This is a genomic window from Pseudomonas sp. MIS38 (genome assembly GCF_019891575.1).
GTDB classification, from domain to species: domain Bacteria; phylum Pseudomonadota; class Gammaproteobacteria; order Pseudomonadales; family Pseudomonadaceae; genus Aquipseudomonas; species Aquipseudomonas putida_A.
Genome location: NZ_JAFLXF010000019.1, coordinates 19932 through 40507 on the forward strand (window position 1 = coordinate 19932; position 20576 = coordinate 40507).

Genomic DNA, 20576 nt, shown 5'->3' on the forward strand with positions numbered 1-20576 from the left:
ATCCCCTCACCACAAGGTATGAGTCGACAATACTGAAGTCGCAATCTTCAGGAATTCCCCCCAATGCCCACTATCGAACTGCACCCCGCCCACCGCGACGAACTGCAAACCATCGAAAACCTCATGCAGTTCTACATGTACGACTTCAGCCAATGGCTACCACTGAAGCTCGGCGAACATGGCTTCTTCAGCATTCAGCCGAAAGACGACTACTGGCGCAATCCAGCTACCCAACCGTTCCTGATCTGCGTCGACGGTGAACTGGCCGGCTTCGTGACCGTGGATGACGAAGCCCACATCGACGGCGCCGAACACAACATCGGCTACTTTTTCCTCTCCCGACGCTATCGTGGCCAAGGCGTCGCGCAGTTTGTCGTCTCTGCCCTCTTGAGCCGTCTGCCCGGTCAATGGCAGATTTTCCACATCGACGCCAACCTGCCTGCGCAGCGCTTCTGGGCCAGGTTGATCCCCGAATTGACTGGCGGCGCATTCACCCGCCAACAGCGCGCCGTGGACGGTTACCCCTGCACCTTCTACGTCCTGCGCGCCCCCGCATCCGTTGCCTGAACGGATCTTTTCTCATTCCAAAACAGCTTTGTCCGACAATATGTAGTGAACAAAAATAATCACTACAAAACCGTTGACGGCACCGTTTTGCTTTTGCATGATGAAGACGTTCCCCGATCGGGAACATCGGTAACACGCTTGAGCAAGCTCGTCTGACCGCCGAGTTGTTTTTTCCGGATACACGCTGCCCACAAGGCAGATTGAAGAAGCTGACCTGGCCTGAACGTCCAGTACAAGGACGAGAAGCGCTGGCGAAAATTCTCAAGACGCTTGTGGTCGACCCTGAAAACGTCGTCAAGGAGCCTCCCGGTTTTCGCTGCTTCTCCTCGTTGTGACGCTATTGCGTAGCAGTTATTCAACACGACTACATGCAACAGATGCATGACCCCGTATTTCACACGGGCGACCGCTGACGTCCTGGTTTCGGTGCCAGGGATCAACTAACCGATGGGCTACCTGTATTAGCGAATCAACTTTGAAAGATCACCAGACTGGTCAAGGGGCAAACACCATGAATCTGAACAATCAACCTACTATCGAAGAACTGGCTCGTATGTTCGCTGCGCAAAAAGACAGCCACGACAGCCACATTCTCTGGATCAGCAAGTCGGGTCAGGTGCATATCGACTGCCTGTCGCCCCACGCTGGTGAAGAAGAATTCGACCGCAGCAACCAGAACCTGCTGGCCCGCCTGAAGATGTACCGCCGCGGCCACGGTTATGTCGGCAAGAAAGCTGCGGCCGACAAGGACTTCATCAGTAATGTCCTGCAGACGCTGAAACAGGCGTGGGATTCGATGCAGAACAAGAATGAAGTTCGGGTGATTGACCGGTTCTACTGAGTTACAACTTCAATAAATAAAAGGGGCCTGCTTCCAACAGAAGCAGGCCCCTTTTATATCCGCAATTCACACACAATCCTGTGGGAGCGGGCTTGCTCGCGAATGGGCCGGGTCAGTCACCATCACCTCAACTGAGACACCGCATTCGCGAGCAAGCCCGCTCCCACAGGGGGCTGTGTTGTTGGTCAGATTTTCGTTTGCAGCACCAGATTCACAAACGCCAGCGCCGCCGCACTGTGGTAATTATTCTGCCGCCGCAACAACGCCGCCCCACGCTGCGGCGCTTCGTTCTCGACGCTCAAGCGACGCAACGCCCGGTCTTCGCTGGCAATCGCTTCGGGCAACATCGTCGCCATCGGCGAATGCCGCACCACTTCCAGCAACGTACTTACCGAGTTCACCTCGATCCGCACCTGCGGCGTGATCCCCTGCTGACGGAAATACTCATCGATCGATAACCGGGTGATGAAATCTGGCGCCAGCAAGGCGAAATCCAGTTGCGCAAGATCACGCGATGTCAGCACCGCACTGCTGTCGTACAGCGGATGCTCGCGCCCGACCATGATCCCCAGGGTTTCAGTAAACGCCGGAATATACTCGATGTCCGGGTGGCGCACCGGGGTAAAGGCAATCGCGATGTCCAGCGAATCGTCCGCCAGCCCCGCCTCGATGTCGTCCATCGACAGCTCGAAAATCTGCAGATGGATACCCGGATAGCGTGCGGCGAAATCACGTACCAACGGCCCGACCAGATAGGCCATGAACGTCGGGGTCATGGCCAGCCGCAAGCGCCCACGCGACAGATCCTTAACGTCATGCAACGCCCGCTTGCCCGCCTCCAGTTCCACCAGCACGCGCCGCGCACACTCAATGTAAGCCTCACCGGCATCGGTGGGTTTAACGGTGCGCGAGGTGCGGTCGAACAGGTTCACGCCAAGGGATTCTTCCAGTTGGCGGATCTGTTGCGACAGAGTCGGCTGCGACACATGCAACGCCTCCGCCGCCCGGGTGAAGCCGCCGTGATCGGCCACGGCCAGCAGATAACGTAAATGTCGCAACAACATGGGATCACCATCTATAGGTAGAGCTTATGCGAAGCATTGTATATCGGTCTTGGACGCTATGGATCAATCGGCAGAAGATTGCTCCCACACAGCAAGCCAACCCTGAAAGGAGTGACACCATGCAACAGTCCCACGCCTACAACGATGCCAGCCTGGCCCTGACCACGCGCATTCTCGACATTAAGGCCCGCAAGAATTTGTCATGGCAGGATCTTGCCGATGGCACCGGCCTGAGCCTGGCCTACGTCACTGCTGCCCTGCTCGGCCAGCACCCGCTGCCACAAGACGCCGCGCAAGTGGTTGGCGACAAACTCGAACTGGACGCCGACGCCGTTGCCGCCCTGCAGATCATCCCGCTGCGCGGCAGCCTCAGCGGCGTGCCGACCGACCCGACCATCTACCGCTTCCACGAGATGATCCAGATCTACGGCACCACCCTCAAAGCCCTGGTGCACGAGCAGTTCGGCGACGGCATCATCAGCGCCATCAACTTCAAGCTCGACATCAAGAAAGTCGAAGACCCGGAAGGCGGCTCCCGCGCCGTGGTCACCCTCGACGGCAAGTTCCTGCCGCTGCGTCCGTTCTGATCCACCCCGGCCCGCACCCCGTGTGCGGGCCCATCCAAACCTCAATTGCCAAGTCGTCACCACATCTGCCTGGAGGCTGCCCCATGCACAAAATTCTGTTGACCCTGACCCTGACCCTGCTCGCCGGCCTTGCCGCCCAGGCCCAGGCTGATGAAGAGGCGATTGCCTACCGCTACGGCATGACTCTGGATATTGCTGAAATCGTGAACATCACCCCGGTCGCCGACGTCTGCGGCGTTGTACCGGTCGAGATGACCTACCTCGACAGCCACGGCGCAAAACACATTCTTCAATACAGCGAATTCGGCACCGGCTGTTCGAACTGAGAGGACAACACTATGAAAAACCTGATCGAAGGCTTCCTGAAGTTCCAGAACGAGGCGTTTCCGCAACGCACCGAGCTGTTCAAGCACTTGGCAACCACTCAAACCCCGGGCACCTTGTTCATCACCTGTTCCGACAGCCGCGTGGTGCCGGAACTGCTGACCCAGCAAGAACCCGGCGAGCTGTTCGTGATCCGCAACGCAGGCAATATCGTGCCGTCCTACAGCCCGCATCCGGGCGGGGTGTCGGCGACGGTGGAATACGCGGTGGCGGTGCTTGGGGTGACTGACATCGTGATCTGCGGTCACTCCGATTGCGGCGCGATGACCGCGATTGCCCAATGCAAATGCATGGATCACCTGCCCGCCGTCAGCGGCTGGCTGCAACATGCCGAGTCGGCGAAAGTGGTGAACGAGGCGCGGCCGCATGCCAATGACGCGGCGAAATTGAGTTCGATGGTGCGGGAAAATGTGATCGCGCAACTGGCGAACATTCAGACCCACCCGAGCGTGCGCCTGGCCCAGGAGAAGGGCCTGCTGAACCTGCATGGCTGGGTGTATGACATCGAGACCGGCTCGATCGATGCGCTGGCGGCTGACCGCCGTACGTTTGTGCCGCTGGCTGAGCAGCCGGCGACGTGCGCCGTTCAGGCAAACGCCAGCGCAGCCGCCTGATACAAATCCGCTGAGGTGAAGAGGAACTTGTGGCGAGGGGATTTATCCCCGATGGACTGCGCAGCAGGCCCGATCTCTTGGGGCCGCTTCGCGCCCCATCGGGGATAAATCCCCTCGCCACAGGGCCGGTGTGCATCAATCGGGATAAGGCGTTTTCAGCGCTTTACGCTGAGGTCGATCTGGGTCATGCGACTACGCACCGTAAACACCCCATCCCCCGAAAGAATCGCACTGCGCGCAAACAAGCGCCCGCTCTCCCAGTTCGAAAGCCCCAGTTCCGGCTTGTTCAGCGCGTACTGACCATCGACCCAACGGGTAATCCCGTTACCCACAAACGGTGCGTTCACCGCGTTGTAGAAGCGTTCCTGGACAGCAGCATCCTCGCTGATCAGCGACACCGTGAACTGCGGGCTGTAGCGGTTGAACAGCGCGATCGCCTGATCCAGTTCGTCGACAATCATCAGGCTGACTTCCGGGGTTTCTTCCCACTCCCACTCGCGGCCCAATTCGGATTCCGCCAGCACTTCGGCCAGGGCTTCGGTCTGATAACCCTCGGCGCGATAGACCTCGACCGTTGCGTTGTGCCACTCGGCCGGCAGGTAACTTTCGCTGCCTGCGACGATGTGCAATTTGCAGCCCTGACCGCGTGCGGTACCGGCCTGCTGCAGCGCATTGAGGAACAGCGGGATCAGCTCGACGGCACGATCACGTTGAATCAGGCAGACGTTCAGCGTGTTGCAGACTTTGCGATCCAGCGAATTACGCACCACGGCGGCGAAGCGCGTGGCGTCGGCGTCACGATCGGCAATCAGCCACGCGCCACCAGTGCCGTGCAGGCTGACCGCCGTGCCCGCCTGCTGGGCGATGCTGCCCAACTGGCTGACCGCGCGGCCCGAACCCCGGGCCACCGCCAGCGACAAACGCCGGTCGGCGAACATCGCCCAACCGGCGGCGTGATTGACGCTTTCCACCAGCGACACCGCCCCCGCCGGCAGACCGGCATCGGCCAGCGCCGGGTTCAGCGCGTGAGTGACGATCGCTTGCGCGGTGCCCAATGCATCGCTGCCGATGCGCAGCACCGCGGTGTTGCCGGTGCGCAGAACGCCGGCGGCATCGGCGAACACGTTCGGCCGTCCTTCAAACACGAACGCCACGATGCCCAGCGGCGATACCACTTGCTCGACCTTCCAGCCGTCGTGTTCGACGCAGCTGATGACCTTGCCGCGCGTGGCCGGCGCATCCCGCCAGGCGCGCAGACCGGCGATCATGTCGCGGCGCATGCGGTCGTCGGCGAGCAGTCGGGTGGTCGAGCGACCACGGGCCTTGGCGCGCTCGATGTCGGCCAGGTTCGCGGTTTCGATCAAGGTCCAGCATTCCGGGGTTTCCAGGCGTTGCGCGAACAGGTCGAAGAAGCGACTGATGGCTTCGTCGGACACTGCCGACAATGCAGTGAATGCCGCTTCAGCACGCTCGATCGCCACCGAAGCCGCTTGTTGATCGATCACCGGAATCAGCAACAGCTCGCCACTCACCTGCTCGACCAGCAGGTGGTCACCGGGCTGAAACCGCGCCGCCAGTTCGGGGCTGACCACGGTCACGCGGTTACCAGCGAAAGGGATCGGCGTGCCAGCGACTAGACGTTCGAGCGCAAGAGACATGAAGCGGATTCACCATATGAGGGGCGGCCGGAAAATGTAGCGGATTCTGCGCTGAAACACACCTTCTACAAACACCACCGAACCTGTGGGAGCGGGCTTGCTCGCGAAGGCGTCGGCACCATCAACATGGATATTGAATGTGCTGGCCTCTTCGCGAGCAAGCCCGCTCCCACAGGTTTCGTGGTGTTTGGAAGATCAGGTCAGAACACCGACCAGCCAATCCGCGAACTGAGCATCTCCAGCGCCGCCATCCCCGCCAGCGAGTTACCGGCAGCGTTGAGTTCCGGCGACCACACGCACACCGTGAACTGCCCGGGCACCACAGCGACGATCCCGCCGCCTACCCCGCTCTTGCCCGGCAGGCCGACGCGATAGGCGAAGTTGCCGGCCTCGTCGTACAGACCGCTGGTGGCCATGATCGAGTTGACCTGCTGGGTCTGGCGCCGAGTGAGGATCTGTTCGCCGCTGTGTTTGCAGAAACCGTCGTTGGCGAGGAAGCAGAACGCCCGGGCCAGATCGATGCAGTTCATGCGCAGCGCGCAGTGGCTGAAGTAGCTGCGCAGCACCGCTTCGACGTCGTTGTGGAAGTTGCAGAACGATTGCATCAGGTACGCCATGGCCGCGTTGCGGGCGCGATGCTGGTATTCGGACTCGGCGACCTTGCCGTCGACGATCACCTGCGGATTGCCCGACAGGCGCCGCACGAAGTCGCGCATCGACAGGGCTGGCGCGGCGAAACGCGACTGGTTGATGTCGCAGATCACCAGCGCCCCGGCGTTGATAAACGGATTGCGCGGGCGCCCGCGTTCGAACTCCAGTTGCACCAGCGAGTTGAACGGCTGGCCGGACGGCTCGTGCCCCAAGCGCTCCCAGATCGCCTCGCCGGAATGCTCGATCGCCTGCACCAGGCTGAACACCTTGGAAATACTCTGCACCGAGAACGGCGTCTCGGCGTCGCCGGCGCAATACATTTCGCCGTCGTTGCCATACACGGCGATGCCCAGCTGATTGGCCGGCACGGTGCCGAGGGCGGGAATGTAGTCAGCCACCTTGCCCTGCCCGATCAAGGGCCGGACAGCGTCAAGAATCTCGTTCAACAGCGCTTGCATGCCGGGTTCCGAAGTCTCGCCCCATGGGATTGCGGGGACACTGGGGCTAGACGCTGCGCAACTGCCACGAATCACACTGGCTATCACAGGGGACTGTGGTAGATGAAAGATTCAGGGCTGGCCACGATCAAGGGTGGGAGTGGGCTTGCTCACGAAGGGGTCGGCACAGTCAGCATTGATGTTGGCTGACCTGACGCTTTCGCGAGCAAGCTCGCTCCCACTGGGGCTGTGGTGGATGAAGGATTCAGGGCTGGCCACGATCAAGTGTGGGAGTGAGCTTGCTCACGAAGGGGCCGGTACAGTCAGCATTGATGTTGACTGAACTGACGCTTTCGCGAGCAAGCCCGCTCCCACTGGGGGGATTGCTGCAAATCCGGGATTCAGTGTGCGCCGTCGAGACCGGCGAGCAGCGCACTGTCGCGGCTGTAGATATCCGGCGAATAACGCACCTGCCCATCCTTGCCGACCTGTGCCGTCCAGTAGGTCATGAGGATCGGCACCGGTGCCGACAGGCGGAATTCGTGGGTGCTGCCGGTGGCGAGTAAAGTGTCGGTGCGCGTACGTTCCGCCGGGGTCAGCAACAGGTCGCGCAGTTGCATCGGGTGCTCGACCCGCACACAGCCGGAGCTGAATGCGCGCGGCCCCTTGTCAAACAGCGCCTTGCTCGGTGTGTCGTGCAGGTACACCGCGAACGGGTTGGGGAAGCGGATCACCAGTTGCCCCAGCGGATTACGCGGCCCGGCCTCCTGGCGCAGCATGATGTTGCCGGGGTTGTCCCAGTCGATATCCGCTGCGGCCAACGGCTGGCCATGGGCGTCGAGCACCTGCAGATTCTGCCGGCTGAGGAAGGTCTGATCCTTGCGGATCGCCGGCAGCTTGTCTTCTTTCCAGATGGTCGGCGGCACGGTCCAGGTCGGGTTCAACGTCAGGCGCGTGACCCGGGATTTGAGCAGCGGGGTCTGCCGTTCGGCGCGACCGACCTGGGTACGGGTCTGCCAGACCGGCACGCCGGCCTGATATAGGGTCAACTCGGCGGCAGCGACGTTGACCAGCAAACCGTCGGGCTCCATGTCCTGCGCCAGCCAGCGGAAACGTTCAAGGTTGACGCGCAATTGTTCGCGGCGCGTCAGCGGGCTGATGTTGAGCTCGGCAATCGTCCCCGGCCCGACTACCCCGTCGGCCTGCAACGAATGGTTGGCCTGAAAGCTCTTCACCGCTTCCACCAGCACGCCCTCATAGGCATTGCCGGGCGTACCGATGGCGTGAGTCAGATAGCCTTCGTTGAACAGGCGTTGGGCCAGTTCCGGCACGCGTTTGTCTTCCATTGCCGGGCGCAGCAACGGGCCGTTGCCCACCGACTGCCAGTGCGGCAAGGCCTGCAGCCGCTGGCTGGCGTAGAGGTGGCGCAGGCTCTGGTATTGCGCCAGACGCGGACGCGCCAGATCGAACGCGGTCTTGATGTCGTGCAGACCGGGCACGGCGATCGCCAGCAATTCCGCCTGACGATCACGCGGGGTGTCATCGGAATGCCACAGCGGCTCGAAATGCGATTGCAGCAGACGACCGTAATGCAGGTCCTGCAGGGCTTGCAGATAAGAGCGGCTGATGTCGATATCGGCGCACAACTCGCCGTCCTGCGGCGGATTGGCCGCCACCGGGTAGCGCTTGGGATTGAGGCCATCATCGGCCAACAGCTGCAACTGCGCGCGCAAGGCCGGCAAACGCCCGGACTCGCTGGCCCACACCGGCAGCCAGTCCTGCTGCTGATAAAACGCCTGCAATTGCGTCAGCGCCGAGCCGCTCAGGTGCGCGGCAATCGCCGGGCACGCCTGGGGCAAACCGATCAGCACCGCTTGCAGCGGACTTTGCGGCTCGAGCGGCATTTCCGCCGGCGGCGTCGGCAGGGTCTGCAACGGCGGCAGCGGCTCATCGGCGCAAGCGACAAACGGCGCAGCGAGCAAACAAATGCTCAAGTAGCATGCGTACTTTTTGAACAACTGCTTTACTCCAATCCGTGGCCGTCTGAATGACGGTCAACCTTACATCAGGTGCGCTGAACAGTCAGGCTCGAAACAGGGGTCTGTCGGGTATGACTGGGAGTCAGGAGCCAAAGTGCCAAATAAGTAGCAAGTGAGGACACTTTATAAATGTTGACGTATTTGCGCCGACTTCTGCTGACCACCGCGACCCTCGTCGTCGTGAGCAGCCCAGCTTTCGCCGCCGGCAAACCATCGCCGGTTCTCTTCACCAGCCTCGCCCACGCCGCGCCGGAACTCAATCCCCAAGCGCTGAAAGGTGCCTTGAGCGCCATGCAATGCGCAGTGAACAATGGCGCGAGACCCTCACGCCACCTGGCGATCATCGACTATTCGCAGCCCTCCACCGCCCGCCGGCTGTGGATCTTCGATCTGAACAGAAAGAAACTGGTGCTGCGCGATTTGGTCGCCCACGGTTCAAATTCCGGGGAAAATTTCGCGACCCAGTTCTCCAACCGCGAAGGCAGTTACCAGTCAAGCCTCGGGCTGTTCCGCACCCAAGAAAGTTACGAGGGGACCCATGGTTATTCGCTGCGCATGGACGGTCTGGAGCCGGGCTTCAATGATCTGGCCCGCGACCGCGCCATCGTGATCCACGCCGCCGACTACGTGAATCCGTTGTGGAGCAAGCGTCAGGGCCGTATCGGTCGCAGCCAGGGTTGCCCGGCGGTGCGCCCACAAGTGGCGAAGCAGGTGATCGATAAACTCAAGGACGGCCAGTTCATGTTCTCCTGGTACCCGGACCAGCGCTGGCTGAAGTCCTCGCCGTACCTCAACTGCCAGCCGCAGCAAGTGGCGAGCATCTTGAGTACCCACGCCAGCTGACGATCAGGGCCACGACCATCAGCGCCGCCGCAACCCCGAACGTGTAGTGCAAGCCACTGCCGATGACCTCGGCCGGGGCTTGCGTCGGGTCACCCGTAGCGAAGGCGAACACCGCGCCCATGACCGCCGCGCCAGTGATCAGTCCGAGATTGCGTGACAGCCCGAGCAGGGCCGACACCACACCGCGCTGAGCCTGACTGACCGTCGCCATCAACCCTGTATTGTTCGCTGCCTGGAACAACGCATAACTGCTGGCAATGACCGCCATCGGCAGCAGATACGCCGCCAGACCGAGGCTCATCGGCAACAACGCCAACAAACTGCAACCGCCGGCCAACCCGAACAACGCCCCCGGCACCACCCGCCGCGCACCGAAGCGATCCACCAGACGCCCCGCCGGCACCCCGCCGCACGCCGCCAGCAGCGGCCCGACCGACAATGCCAGGCCGACCACGGTGCTGCCCAGTCCCAGGCCCCGACTCAGGTAAAACGGCCCGACCACCAGCGTGGTCATCATCACCGTCGTCACCAGCAACGTCAGCGCCAGGCTGCTGCTCAGACGCGCGTCGGCAAACAATGACAGGCGAATCAGTGGCGCCCTGGCGTTCATCTCGACCGCAACAAACACCCCTGCTCCGCACAGGCTGACCAGCAGCAACATCAGCGTGTAGCCATTGAGCGTCATCGCCAGCGCGTAGGCGGCCAGCGTCAATACCAGCACCACGGTGCCGAGGTAATCAAACGCGACTGCCGATTTGGCCGGGCGATCCGCCGGCAGATATCGATAAACCAGCCACGCGTTGAGCAGGCCCAACGGCACGTTGAGGACAAAGATCGACGACCAGCCGACATGCGCGATCAGCAGACCACCCAGCGATGGCCCGAGGCTGGTGCCGGTGGCCGACATGGTTGCCAGCAAACCCATCGCGCTGCCCGCTCGCGCCTTGGGCACCGCATCCGCCACCAGCGCCACCGTCAAGGCGAACATGATCGCCGCGCCAAGGCCCTGCACGGCCCGCGCGCCGATCAACCAGCCCAGCCCCGGCGCCAGCGCACAGCACAGCGAAGCACTGGTAAAAATGCCGATGCCGATCAGCAGCAGGCGTCGCCGCCCGAACACATCGCCCAGGCGCCCGACACTGACAATCAACGTGGTGACCGCCAGCAGGTAGGCCAGCACGATCCACTGCACCTGTTGAAACGTCGCCTCGAATGCCGTGGCCAGCGTCGGCAACCCGGCGTTGGCGATGCTGGTGTCCAGCGACGGCATCAACATCGACAGCGCCAGACTGGTCAGCGCCCAGCGGGCTTGAGGGGGCAAGGGGGATCCGGGCATCGGGCGCTCCTGGTGCAAAGGTCAGACGGCATAGCCTGCGTCTCGACAAGGCAAGGCGCAAGACGCATGCTTTGCACTTGATACCTGCATGGAACGCCATGTCATGAGCACACCGGATCTGAACCTGTTGATCACCCTCGACGTGTTGTTGCGCGAAGGCAGCGTCGCCCGCGCCGCGCACATTCTGCGGTTGAGCCCGTCGGCCATGAGTCGTGCCCTGGCCCGGCTGCGCGAAACCACTGGCGATCCGTTGCTGGTGCGCGCCGGCCGAGGTCTGGTGCCGACCCCGCGTGCGCTGGAATTGCGTGAGCGGGTCAGCGCTCTGGTGCAGGAAGCCGAGGCGGTGTTGCGTCCCGCCGAAGTGCTCGATCCCGGCCAATTGCAGCGCACCTTCACCCTGCGCAACACCGACGGTTTTGTCGAAACCTTCGCCGCCGCGCTGCTCGCGCGCATCGCTGAAGAAGCACCCGGCGTGCGCCTGCGCTTTGTGCAGAAAGCCGACAAGGACAGCACGCCGCTGCGCGAAGGCCGGGTCGATCTGGAGACCGGTGTGGTCGACGACAGCACCGACCCGACGCTGCACAGCCGCATTCTGTTTGAGGATCACTGGATCGGTGTGGTGCGCGAAGGCCATCCGTTGAGCTCGGGCAAGATCAGCAGCAAACGCTTTGCCGGCGGCCAGCACATTCTGATCTCACGGCGCGGGCGCAGCAGCGGCCCGGTCGACGAAGCGTTGCTCGCCGCAGGTCTGACGCGGGATATCGTCACGTCATTCGGCGGCTTTTCGGCGGCGCTGACGCTGGTGCGCGAATCGGACCTGATCGCCACGGTCCCGGAGCGTCACACCAGCAAGCTGCGCATGGGCCTGCACAGCTTCGCCCTGCCCTTCAGGATGCCGCCGATCAGCGTGTCGATGCTCTGGCACCCGCGCATGGACGCCGACCCGGCGCACCGCTGGCTGCGCAACTGTGTACGGGAAGTCTGCGTCTAACGCGCATCGCCGCCGGCCGGTTTATAGAACAGGAATTTGCCGACCGCGGCGGTCTTTTTGTACTCCTTGGCCCAGCTCGGATGCACCTGGCGATCATGGAAGTACAGTGCGCCATGGGTGCGATCCGGCAACTGGCGGTTGAGTGCCTTGCCGGCGATGTCCTTGGCCAGGGTGTATTCGGCGTCTTCCTTGACCTGATCGGCCTTGCCATCGCACCACCAGGAAAACTGGCAGCTCTTGGTTTCCGAACCTTGCTTGACGACTGCACACACGGTGTCGGGGAAGCCGTCATGGCCGAGGCGGTTCATCACCACGTTGGCCACCGCCTCCATTTCCAGCGTGTCGCGGCCCTTGGCTTCCCAGTAGATACTGCGCGCCAGGCAGGTGATCGGATCGTCCAGCGGCGCGGTGCCGGCGGGGTCAACCGCCTGCACTTCAGTGGGGGTGATCGCTTCGGATTTGGGTGCTGGCGCCGCGCTGACTTTGTCGGCGGCCTTCTCTTCCAGCACCTGGGCTTTCTCTTCGGCCTTGGCCTTGATCGGGGTCTGATCGGTGGCGTTCACAACGCCGGCCATAAGGGTTAATGCGAAACAGCCAGCCAACCATTTCAATCCCATGTCAGTTCTTCCGGCAGCGCCCGTTCCGGGCAAGGTGTTTCGTGGGGGAGACGTCCGGTTCCCGGGGCCTTCGGAGAGTGTAGACGGCAAATACCGACGTAACGTTCCGCAGAAAAAACCGCTCGATGAAGAAAAAGACATTGCACTGACCAGGGGCCTTTCGCGCATCATGAGCGCACTCAGCTCAAGGGAGATTTCCATGCGCTTCATGCCATCCGTCTTGCGTTTTGCCGCGCTGTCCGTGGGCTTGGCCGTGGCCGCCTCGGCCATGGCTGCCGACGAGTCGCAACTGATCGAGTCGATCAATGCCTACCGCAGCCAACCGCAGCGCTGCGGCAGCCAGGCGTCTAGTGAACTGCCACCGCTGTCGGCCGATCCACGGCTGAGACTGCCGGCCGCCGGTGCGGTCGATCTGCAACAGGCCATGGCCAGCGCCAGCTACCCGATGGTCAACGTGCAGGCGATCACCCTCAACGGCCCACGGGATGCAGCGTCGGCGATGAAGGCGATTGAGGAAAGTTTCTGCCAGGTGGTGCTGGACCCGCAGTTCGTCGATGTCGGGGTCAGCCGTGCTGATCGTGACTGGCGTATTGTGCTGGCGCGACCTCTACTGTCGGCGAAGCTCGGCGATGCGCAAAGCGAAGGCCAGAAGTTGCTCGAACAACTCAACGCCGCTCGCGCCCAACCGCGTCAATGCGGCGGCCAGGCCTTTGCCGCGGCCGGGCCACTGGCCTGGAACGCGAGCCTGGGCACGATCTCCCAGGATCACAGCCGCGACATGGCCAACAACAACTACTTTGATCACAAGGACCGCGACGGCCGCACCCCGGGCGACCGCGCCGAACTGGCCGGCTACAGCGGGCAACTGGTCGGCGAGAACATCGCTGCCGGCCAAGACACCGTGCGCAAGGTCGTCGACGGCTGGCTCGCCAGCCCCGGCCACTGCGCCAACCTGATGAACCCGCAATACAAAGAACTCGGCGCCGCCTACGCGACCGACCCAAAGAGCAGCGCCGGGATTTACTGGACCGCGATGTTTGGGGCGCAATAGCCCGCCTTCAGAAAACACCGAAGACCCAAGGTGGGAGTGGGCTTGCTCACGAAGGGATCAGCACATTCAGCATCAATATCGACTGACCTGACGCCTTCGCGAGCAAGCCCGCTCCCACTGGGGATCGTCGGTGAATGAAGGATTTGCGGCTGGCCGCGATCAAGGGTGGGAGTGGGCTTGCTCACGAAGAGGCCGGCGCATTCAGCATCGATGGCGACTGACCTGCCGCTTTCGCGAGCAAGCCCGCTCCCACTGGGGATAGGTGCTGGGTGAAGGATTTGCGGCTGGCGGCGATCAAGGGTGGGAGTGGGCTTGCTCACGAAGGGGCCGGCACATTCAGCATTGATGTCGACTGAGCGGACGCCTTCGCGAGCAAGCCCGCTCCCACTGGGGATCTCGTTTATTCTGATGCAAGGCGGTGAATGCGCATCCTGAGTTCAAACCCAGATCGCATCCCATAACGGATAGTCACCGAGTTTTTTTACCAGTCCGGCCCGCAGTGGATTAGCCACTACATAGCGGGCCAGTTTCACCAGGTCCTCCTCTCGACGTAATGCATGATCATGAAAACCGTGTTGCCAAAGGCTCCCGGTTCTACCGACCGCTGTGTTGACTGAACGAGTACTCAGGGATTTGACCTGGCACATCAATTGGCCAAGTGTTCCTTTTTGCAATTGGATCAGCCAATGAAAATGATCGGGCATAACCACCCATGCCAATGTGTCGGCAAACCCCTCCTCCTGCGCCTGCCTGAACTGATGCACAACCAACCGGCCGAGCCTGTAATCCGTGAACACTGGCTCACGCCCCAAGGTATTGGCGGTTAATAGGTAGATCTGATTTTCTTCGCAATGACGGCCGGTTCGCAGGCGATGTGATGAATAACGTTTGGGCATTCCTTTGCCTTGTCCATGGTTGAATTCAGAAAAAGGCTAGATCAGCCATCACAGTGCGCCGAACATGTTTGTTGGCAGGATGTGTCTGCGCACCGGATCAACTGTGGGAGTGGGCTTGCTCACGAAGAGGTCGGCACATTCAGCATCAATGTCGGCTGACCTGACGCCTTCGCGAGCAAGCCCGCTCCCACTGGGGGATCGTCGGTGAATGAAGGGTTTGGGGCTGGCCGCGATCAAGGGTGGGAGTGGGCTTGCTCACGAAGAGGCCGGCACACTCAGCATCAATGTCGGCTGACCTGACGCCTTCGCGAGCAAGCCCGCTCCCACTGGGGGATCGTCGGTAATGAAGGATTTGCGGCTGGCCGCGATCAAGGGTGGGAGTGGGCTTGCTCACGAAGAGGTCGGCACACTCAGCATCAATGTCGGCTGACCTGACGCCTTCGCGAGCAAGCCCGCTCCCACAAGGGATCGTCGGTGATGAAGGATTTGCGGCTGGCCGCGATCAAGGGTGGGAGTGGGCTTGCTCACGAAAGGGCCGGCACATTCAGCATCAATGTCGACTGACCTGACGCCTTCGCGAGCGAGCCCGCTCCCACTGGGGGCATCAGTGATGTTCAGAATTGCGGGCACAAAAAAACCGGAGTCATGGCTCCGGTTTTTTTATTGTCAGTGGGTCCTCATTCCTGCTGCATACATCGCCAGTTTCAGCACACTCGCCACCACGGCGAGTGACACGACGCTGCCGAACCAGATCAGCAACAACCAGCCCAAACGCTGGTACCAGCGGGAGGATCTGACCTCACGCGAATCAATGGTAGCCATCGCCAATCCTCACTTTGCCGCGGAATACGTAGTAGCTCCAGAAGGTGTACATCAGGATCACCGGCAGGATGAACAGTGCGCCGATCAAGGCGAACAATTGGCTCGAAGGCGGAGACGCCGCCGCCCACAGGCTCACCGATGGCGGGATGATGTTTGGCCAGATGCTCAGCGCCAGGCCGATGTAACCGAGCAGCATCAACACCAGAGTGAACACGAACGGCCAGTGGGTGTGACGCTGACGCAAGGTACGCAGCAGCCCGAACAACGCCAGCAGCGCCAGCACCACCAACCCGGCGAACACCATCAAGTGCCCGCTGGTCGACCAGCGAGTGGCCAGCTCCGGGTGCAACTTCAGTGTCCACGCACCAATCACCACCACCATCGCCGTCAGCAACCACGCCAGCGGCCGGGTGAACAGACGCATCCGCGACTCGAGCATGCCTTCGGTCTTGACCAACAACCAGGTGCTGCCCAGCAGCGCATAAGCCACCACCAGACCGACGCCGCACACCAGCGGAAACGGCGCCAGCCAGTCCAGGCCGCCACCGGCAAACTGCCGATTCACCACGGGAATGCCCGATACGTACGCGCCGATCGCCACACCCTGGGAGAACGTCGCCAGCAGCGAACCGCCGATGAACGCCTTGTCCCACCAGTGACGCTTTTGCGGCGACGACTTGAAGCGAAACTCGAACGCCACGCCACGGAAAATCAGCCCGCAGAGCATCAGGATCAGCGGCAGGTACAGCGCCTCCAGAATCACCCCGTAGGCCAGTGGAAAGGCGCCATACAACGCCGCGCCACCAAGCACCAGCCAGGTTTCGTTGCCGTCCCACACCGGGGCGACTGTGTTCATCATCACGTCGCGCTCCTGCTCATCCGGGATCAGCGGAAACAGGATCCCCAAGCCCAGATCGAAGCCGTCCATGATCACGTACATCATCACCCCGAAGGCGATGATCACACCCCAGATCAACGAGAGATCGATACCTTGAATACCCATGACTCAATGCTCCTTCATCGGGGCGGTAGCCGCCGAAATAGGCCGGCGCGGGGTCTGCAACTGATCGCCCTCCGGCGGATGTTCGTGATGCGGCTGCGGGCCCTTGCGCACCAGTTTCATCATGTAGCCGATGCCCACGGTGAACACCGAGCAGTAGATCACCACGAACAGCAACAGCGAGGTGCTCATCTGCGCCACCGAGTGGTGCGACGCGGCGTCATGGGTGCGCATCAGGCCGTAAACCACCCACGGCTGACGCCCGACTTCGGTGGTGATCCAGCCGGCCAGCAACGCGATCAACCCGCTCGGCCCCATCAGCAACACCAGACGCTGGAAGCCGCGATGCTGATAGAGCTTGCCGCCACGGCGCAGCGCCAGCCCCAGCAGACCGACGAGGATCATCAACATGCCCAGCCCGGCCATCACGCGGAAGCTCCAGAAGATGATGGTCGAGTTCGGCCGATCCTCTTTCGGGAAGCTCTTGAGCGCCGGGATCTGCTTGTCGAGGCTGTGGGTCAGGATCAGGCTGCCGAGGTACGGGATTTCCAGCGCATATTTGGTCTTCTCCGCCTGCATGTCGGGGATGCCGAACAGCACCAGCGGCGTCGGGCCGTTGTCGGCGTTTTCCCAGTGGCCTTCGATGGCGGCGATTTTTGCCGGTTGATGCTCCAGGGTGTTCAAGCCATGGGCGTCACCGACCACCGCCTGAATCGGTGCCACGATCAGCGCCATCCACAACGCCATGGAAAACATCCTGCGCACCGGCGCGGTATTGTTGCCGCGCAGCAAATGCCAGGCCGCCGACGAGCCCACGAAGAAGGCCGTGGCGACGAACGCGGCGATCGCCATGTGCGCCAGACGGAACGGAAACGACGGGTTGAACACGATCGCCAGCCAGTCCAGCGGCATCACCCGACCGTCGACAATTTCAAAGCCCTGCGGCGTCTGCATCCAGCTGTTGGACGCGAGAATCCAGAACGTTGAAATCAGCGTGCCGATAGCGACCATCACCGTGGCAAAGAAGTGCAAGCCACGGCCGACGCGGTTCCAGCCGAACAGCATGACCCCGAGGAAACCGGCCTCAAGGAAGAACGCCGTCAGCACCTCATAGGTCAGCAACGGCCCGGTGATGCTCCCGGCGAAGTCGGAAAAGCCGCTCCAGTTGGTGCCGAACTGGTACGCCATGACCAGCCCCGAGACCACGCCCATGCCGAAGTTGACGGCAAAGATCTTCGACCAGAAGTGGTAGAGATCGCGGTAGGTGTCGTCACGGGTTTTCAGCCACAGGCCTTCGAGTACCGCGAGGAAACTCGCCAGGCCGATGGTGATCGCCGGGAAGATAATGTGGAACGAAACCGTGAACGCGAATTGAATTCGCGCCAGGTCCAGTGCCTCCATGTTGAGCATGATGATGTCCTCATCCAGGCTGAAAAGCGGCAGCACGTCGCCGGGCCACCGCCAGGCGCGAACGCCTGCAGCCAGTGAAATTGCCAGTGTTTTTATAAGTTGCGGGTCAGGCCAGCGATGACGGGATCAGGTTGCTGACCTTGGCCGCTTCGAGGCGAATCGCGACGAATTTCGAGGTCGGCGTGTAGGTCCGGTCGCCATAGCTTTCCAGCGGCACCAGCGGGTTGGTTTCCGGGTAGTACGCCGCCGCCTGACCGGGCGGAATGTCGTAGGCGATCAGGGTGAACCCGCTGACCCGGCGCTCGCGCTCGTCATCCCACAGCGCCACCAGATCGACCTTCTGCCCCGGTTCGAAACCGAGACGCTGGATATCCTGTTCGTTGGCGAAGATCACGTCGCGCATGCCGTAGACCCCGCGATAACGGTCGTCGAGGCCGTACAGCGTGGTGTTGTACTGATCGTGGGAACGCATGGTCTGCAGGATCAGATCCGGCTTGACCGGCAGGTTACGCACGCCTTCGCTGATCAGATGTTCCGGCAGCACGCACGGGGTGAACTGGGCTTTGCCGGACTCGGTGTTCCAGACCCGATCCGAGGCATCGTTGCCGAGGTGAAAGCCACCCGGGGTCAGCAGTTTTTCGTTGAAGTTCTCGAAGCCCGGAATCACGTCGCCGATCAGGTTGCGGATGCGTCCGTAATCGCCCACCGCCCACTCCCAGTCGATTGGATGCTTGCCCAAGGTCGCGGCGGCAATCCCGGCAATGATCGCCGGCTCGGACTTCAAGTGCGCCGACTTCGGTTTCAACTGACCGAACGACAAGTGCACCATGCTGAAGGTGTCTTCCACGGTCACGCCTTGCGGGCCTTCGGCCTGGATGTCGATGTCGGTGCGGCCGAGGCACGGCAGGATCAACGCGTCGCGCCCGGTGACCAGATGGCTGCGGTTGAGCTTGGTTGAAATGTGCACGGTCAGGTCGAGTTTGCGCATTGCTTCGTGGGTGCGCGGGGTGTCCGGCGTGGCTTGGGCAAAATTGCCGCCCAGACCGATAAACACTTTGGCTTCGCCACGCTCCATCGCACCGATCGCCATCACCGTGTTGTGGCCGTGCATGCGCGGCACTTTGAAGTTGAAGCGTTTTTCCAGGGCGTCCATCAACTCCTTCGGCGCCAGTTCATTGATGCCCATGGTGCGGTCGCCCTGCACGTTACTGTGACCACGCACCGGCGACAGACCGGCGCCCGGACGGCCAACGTTGCCGCGCAGCAGTTGCAGGTTGATGACTTCCTGCAGGGTCGGCACCGAGTGCACATGTTGGGTCAGGCCCATGGCCCAGCACATGATCACGCTCTTGGCGCGGCCATACATGCGCGCGGCCAGTTCGATGTCGTGCAGCGGCACGCCGGATTGCTCGAGGATGTGCTCCCAAGTCGTGGCGTCGACTTCTGCCAGGTAGCTGTCCAGACCCGAAGTGTGCTCCGCGATAAACGCATGGTCGAACACCGGTTCGCCACCGCTGGCCTGGGCTTCACGCTCCCACTGCAGAAGGAATTTGACCATGCCGCGAATCATCGCCATGTCGCCACCCAGCGCCGGGCGGAAGTACGCGGTGTTGGTCGCTTCCCAACCGTTGCTGAGCATCTCGATCGGGTTCTGCGGGTTCTGGAAACGTTCCAGGCCACGCTCTTTCAGCGGGTTGATGCACACCACTTGCGCGCCACGTTTCACCGCTTCACGCAGCGGTTCGAGCATGCGTGGGTGGTTGGTGCCGGGGTTCTGGCCGATGACGAAAATCGCGTCTGCATGATGCAGATCCTCGTAGACCACGGTGCCCTTGCCCACGCCCAGCGTCTCGCCCATGCTCACCGCACTGGCTTCGTGGCACATGTTCGAGCAGTCGGGAAAGTTGTTGGTGCCGTAGGCGCGGACGAACAACTGATAGAGAAACGCCGCTTCGTTGCTGGCCCGGCCCGAGGTATAGAACTCGGCCTCGTGCGGCGATTTCAGACCCTTGAGGTGTTCGGCGATCAGCGCGAACGCATCTTCCCAGGTGGTTTCCACATAGCGGTCGACCCGCGCGTCGTAACGCATCGGGTGGGTCAGACGGCCCTGATATTCCAGCCAGTAGTCGCTCTGCTCGGCCAGGCTCGATACCGTGTACTTGTTGAAGAACGCCGGGTCGACCAAACGCCCGGTGGCCTCCCAGTTCACCGCTTTGGCGCCGTTCTCGCAGAACTTGAGCATGCTCGCACCGGGTGCTTCACCCCAGGCACAGCCCGGGCAGTCGAAGCCGCCGTTCTGATTGGTCTTGAGCATGGCGCGGATGTTTTTCAGGGCGTTTTCACTGCCCAGCCAGCTTTTGGTCAGGCTGATCACAGCCCCCCAACCGGCAGCGGCACCCTTGTAAGGTTTGTAACGGTCGACTTGTGACATGGGACATCTCCATGACGATGCACACAGGCATGAACCTGATCTTGGTTAAACAGCGACGGCCGACTTTGCACAGCAATAAAGTGGTCGTTTCAGTTGCCGGAGCAAGGATATGAACCGTTACAAAACATTGTCTAATCGCTATTTATGACCACATTATCGAAACCCTCTATCACGGCGAAAAACCCTTTATTTACGGGGTGTTGCGAAACTAAAGCGGTAACTTTCCAGAGAAAATAATTGATCATCGACGCGCTCAATCAAGCAGTCATAAACAGTGATTGGACGAGATCTGAAGTTGCCCATAATCTGCGCTAACCGGTTCCGTCCATGCGGACTT

The 20576-nt window shown here is 61.6% G+C and carries 19 protein-coding genes; 8 read left to right on the forward strand and 11 right to left on the reverse strand.

Going from position 1 to position 20576, the window contains the following annotated elements:
- Window positions 1-63: 63 nt before the first annotated feature.
- Window positions 64-567 carry a GNAT family N-acetyltransferase gene (locus J1G18_RS20235; protein WP_223008334.1) on the forward strand — a complete coding sequence of 168 codons (504 nt, stop codon included), beginning with the start codon at window positions 64-66 and terminating at the stop codon, window positions 565-567.
- Window positions 568-1078: 511 nt separating this feature from the next.
- On the forward strand, window positions 1079-1408 hold the full coding sequence (locus tag J1G18_RS20240) for a hypothetical protein (protein WP_027611729.1): 330 nt from the start codon (window positions 1079-1081) through the stop codon (window positions 1406-1408).
- Between the two features lie 185 nt (window positions 1409-1593).
- Here the strand turns inward: J1G18_RS20240 and cynR are convergent, their stop codons facing one another.
- A complete protein-coding gene (gene cynR, locus J1G18_RS20245; protein ID WP_135296090.1) occupies window positions 1594-2472 on the reverse strand; it encodes a transcriptional regulator CynR in 879 nt (292 codons plus the stop codon).
- Window positions 2473-2591: 119 nt separating this feature from the next.
- On the opposite strand from cynR, the gene cynS reads away from it, so the two are divergent.
- The 3 genes from cynS to J1G18_RS20260 all read left to right on the forward strand — a co-directional run bounded on the left by cynS (window position 2592) and on the right by J1G18_RS20260 (window position 4057).
- Window positions 2592-3059: a cyanase gene (gene cynS, locus J1G18_RS20250; protein WP_097090280.1), complete on the forward strand. Its 468-nt coding sequence runs from the start codon at window positions 2592-2594 to the stop codon at window positions 3057-3059.
- Window positions 3060-3142: 83 nt separating this feature from the next.
- Window positions 3143-3385: a DUF2790 domain-containing protein gene (locus J1G18_RS20255; RefSeq protein ID WP_098964432.1), complete on the forward strand. Its 243-nt coding sequence runs from the start codon at window positions 3143-3145 to the stop codon at window positions 3383-3385.
- A gap of 12 nt (window positions 3386-3397) precedes the next feature.
- Complete coding sequence (locus J1G18_RS20260) at window positions 3398-4057, forward strand: carbonic anhydrase (RefSeq protein ID WP_096796352.1); 660 nt, start codon at window positions 3398-3400, stop codon at window positions 4055-4057.
- A gap of 155 nt (window positions 4058-4212) precedes the next feature.
- Here the strand turns inward: J1G18_RS20260 and J1G18_RS20265 are convergent, their stop codons facing one another.
- The 3 genes from J1G18_RS20265 to J1G18_RS20275 form a co-directional block, all read right to left on the reverse strand.
- Window positions 4213-5715, reverse strand: coding sequence for an aldehyde dehydrogenase family protein (locus tag J1G18_RS20265; RefSeq protein WP_223008335.1), 1503 nt, complete (start codon window positions 5713-5715; stop codon window positions 4213-4215).
- Window positions 5716-5915: 200 nt separating this feature from the next.
- The gene (gene glsB, locus J1G18_RS20270) at window positions 5916-6824 is read right to left on the reverse strand and encodes a glutaminase B (protein WP_223008336.1); all 909 of its coding nucleotides are present in this window, start codon (window positions 6822-6824) and stop codon (window positions 5916-5918) included.
- A 380-nt stretch (window positions 6825-7204) separates the two neighbouring features.
- Window positions 7205-8821, reverse strand: coding sequence for a murein L,D-transpeptidase (locus tag J1G18_RS20275; protein WP_098964437.1), 1617 nt, complete (start codon window positions 8819-8821; stop codon window positions 7205-7207).
- 150 nt (window positions 8822-8971) lie between these two features.
- Here J1G18_RS20275 and J1G18_RS20280 point away from each other — a divergent pair, with 150 nt between their 5' ends.
- Window positions 8972-9685, forward strand: coding sequence for a murein L,D-transpeptidase catalytic domain family protein (locus J1G18_RS20280; RefSeq protein WP_027611721.1), 714 nt, complete (start codon window positions 8972-8974; stop codon window positions 9683-9685).
- On the opposite strand, the gene J1G18_RS20285 is transcribed toward J1G18_RS20280, so the two are convergent.
- Window positions 9633-11021: an MFS transporter gene (locus J1G18_RS20285; protein WP_223008337.1), complete on the reverse strand. Its 1389-nt coding sequence runs from the start codon at window positions 11019-11021 to the stop codon at window positions 9633-9635. The genes J1G18_RS20280 and J1G18_RS20285 overlap by 53 nt on opposite strands.
- 103 nt (window positions 11022-11124) lie before the next feature.
- Between J1G18_RS20285 and J1G18_RS20290 the strand changes: the two genes are divergently transcribed.
- Window positions 11125-12012, forward strand: coding sequence for a LysR family transcriptional regulator (locus J1G18_RS20290; RefSeq protein WP_027611719.1), 888 nt, complete (start codon window positions 11125-11127; stop codon window positions 12010-12012).
- Here J1G18_RS20290 and J1G18_RS20295 read toward each other — a convergent pair.
- The gene (locus J1G18_RS20295; protein WP_183780631.1) at window positions 12009-12629 is read right to left on the reverse strand and encodes a cell wall hydrolase; all 621 of its coding nucleotides are present in this window, start codon (window positions 12627-12629) and stop codon (window positions 12009-12011) included. The two genes, J1G18_RS20290 and J1G18_RS20295, sit on opposite strands and share 4 nt — an antisense overlap.
- A 199-nt stretch (window positions 12630-12828) precedes the next feature.
- On the opposite strand from J1G18_RS20295, the gene J1G18_RS20300 reads away from it, so the two are divergent.
- Window positions 12829-13680: a CAP domain-containing protein gene (locus J1G18_RS20300; RefSeq protein WP_098964441.1), complete on the forward strand. Its 852-nt coding sequence runs from the start codon at window positions 12829-12831 to the stop codon at window positions 13678-13680.
- 437 nt (window positions 13681-14117) lie between these two features.
- Here the strand turns inward: J1G18_RS20300 and J1G18_RS20305 are convergent, their stop codons facing one another.
- From J1G18_RS20305 to J1G18_RS20325, 5 genes are all read right to left on the reverse strand, one after another.
- A complete protein-coding gene (locus tag J1G18_RS20305) occupies window positions 14118-14576 on the reverse strand; it encodes an REP-associated tyrosine transposase (protein WP_135296095.1) in 459 nt (152 codons plus the stop codon).
- Between the two features lie 666 nt (window positions 14577-15242).
- A complete protein-coding gene (locus J1G18_RS20310) occupies window positions 15243-15398 on the reverse strand; it encodes a DUF2474 family protein (RefSeq protein ID WP_098964444.1) in 156 nt (51 codons plus the stop codon).
- Entirely contained in the window at window positions 15385-16401 is a 1017-nt protein-coding gene (cydB, locus tag J1G18_RS20315; RefSeq protein ID WP_123588303.1) for a cytochrome d ubiquinol oxidase subunit II, read from the reverse strand. The genes J1G18_RS20310 and cydB overlap by 14 nt, the downstream gene beginning before the upstream one ends.
- 3 nt (window positions 16402-16404) lie before the next feature.
- On the reverse strand, window positions 16405-17808 hold the full coding sequence (locus J1G18_RS20320) for a cytochrome ubiquinol oxidase subunit I (protein ID WP_223008375.1): 1404 nt from the start codon (window positions 17806-17808) through the stop codon (window positions 16405-16407).
- Window positions 17809-17914: 106 nt separating this feature from the next.
- Window positions 17915-20239, reverse strand: coding sequence for an FdhF/YdeP family oxidoreductase (locus J1G18_RS20325; protein ID WP_135296098.1), 2325 nt, complete (start codon window positions 20237-20239; stop codon window positions 17915-17917).
- Window positions 20240-20576: the final 337 nt, after the last annotated feature.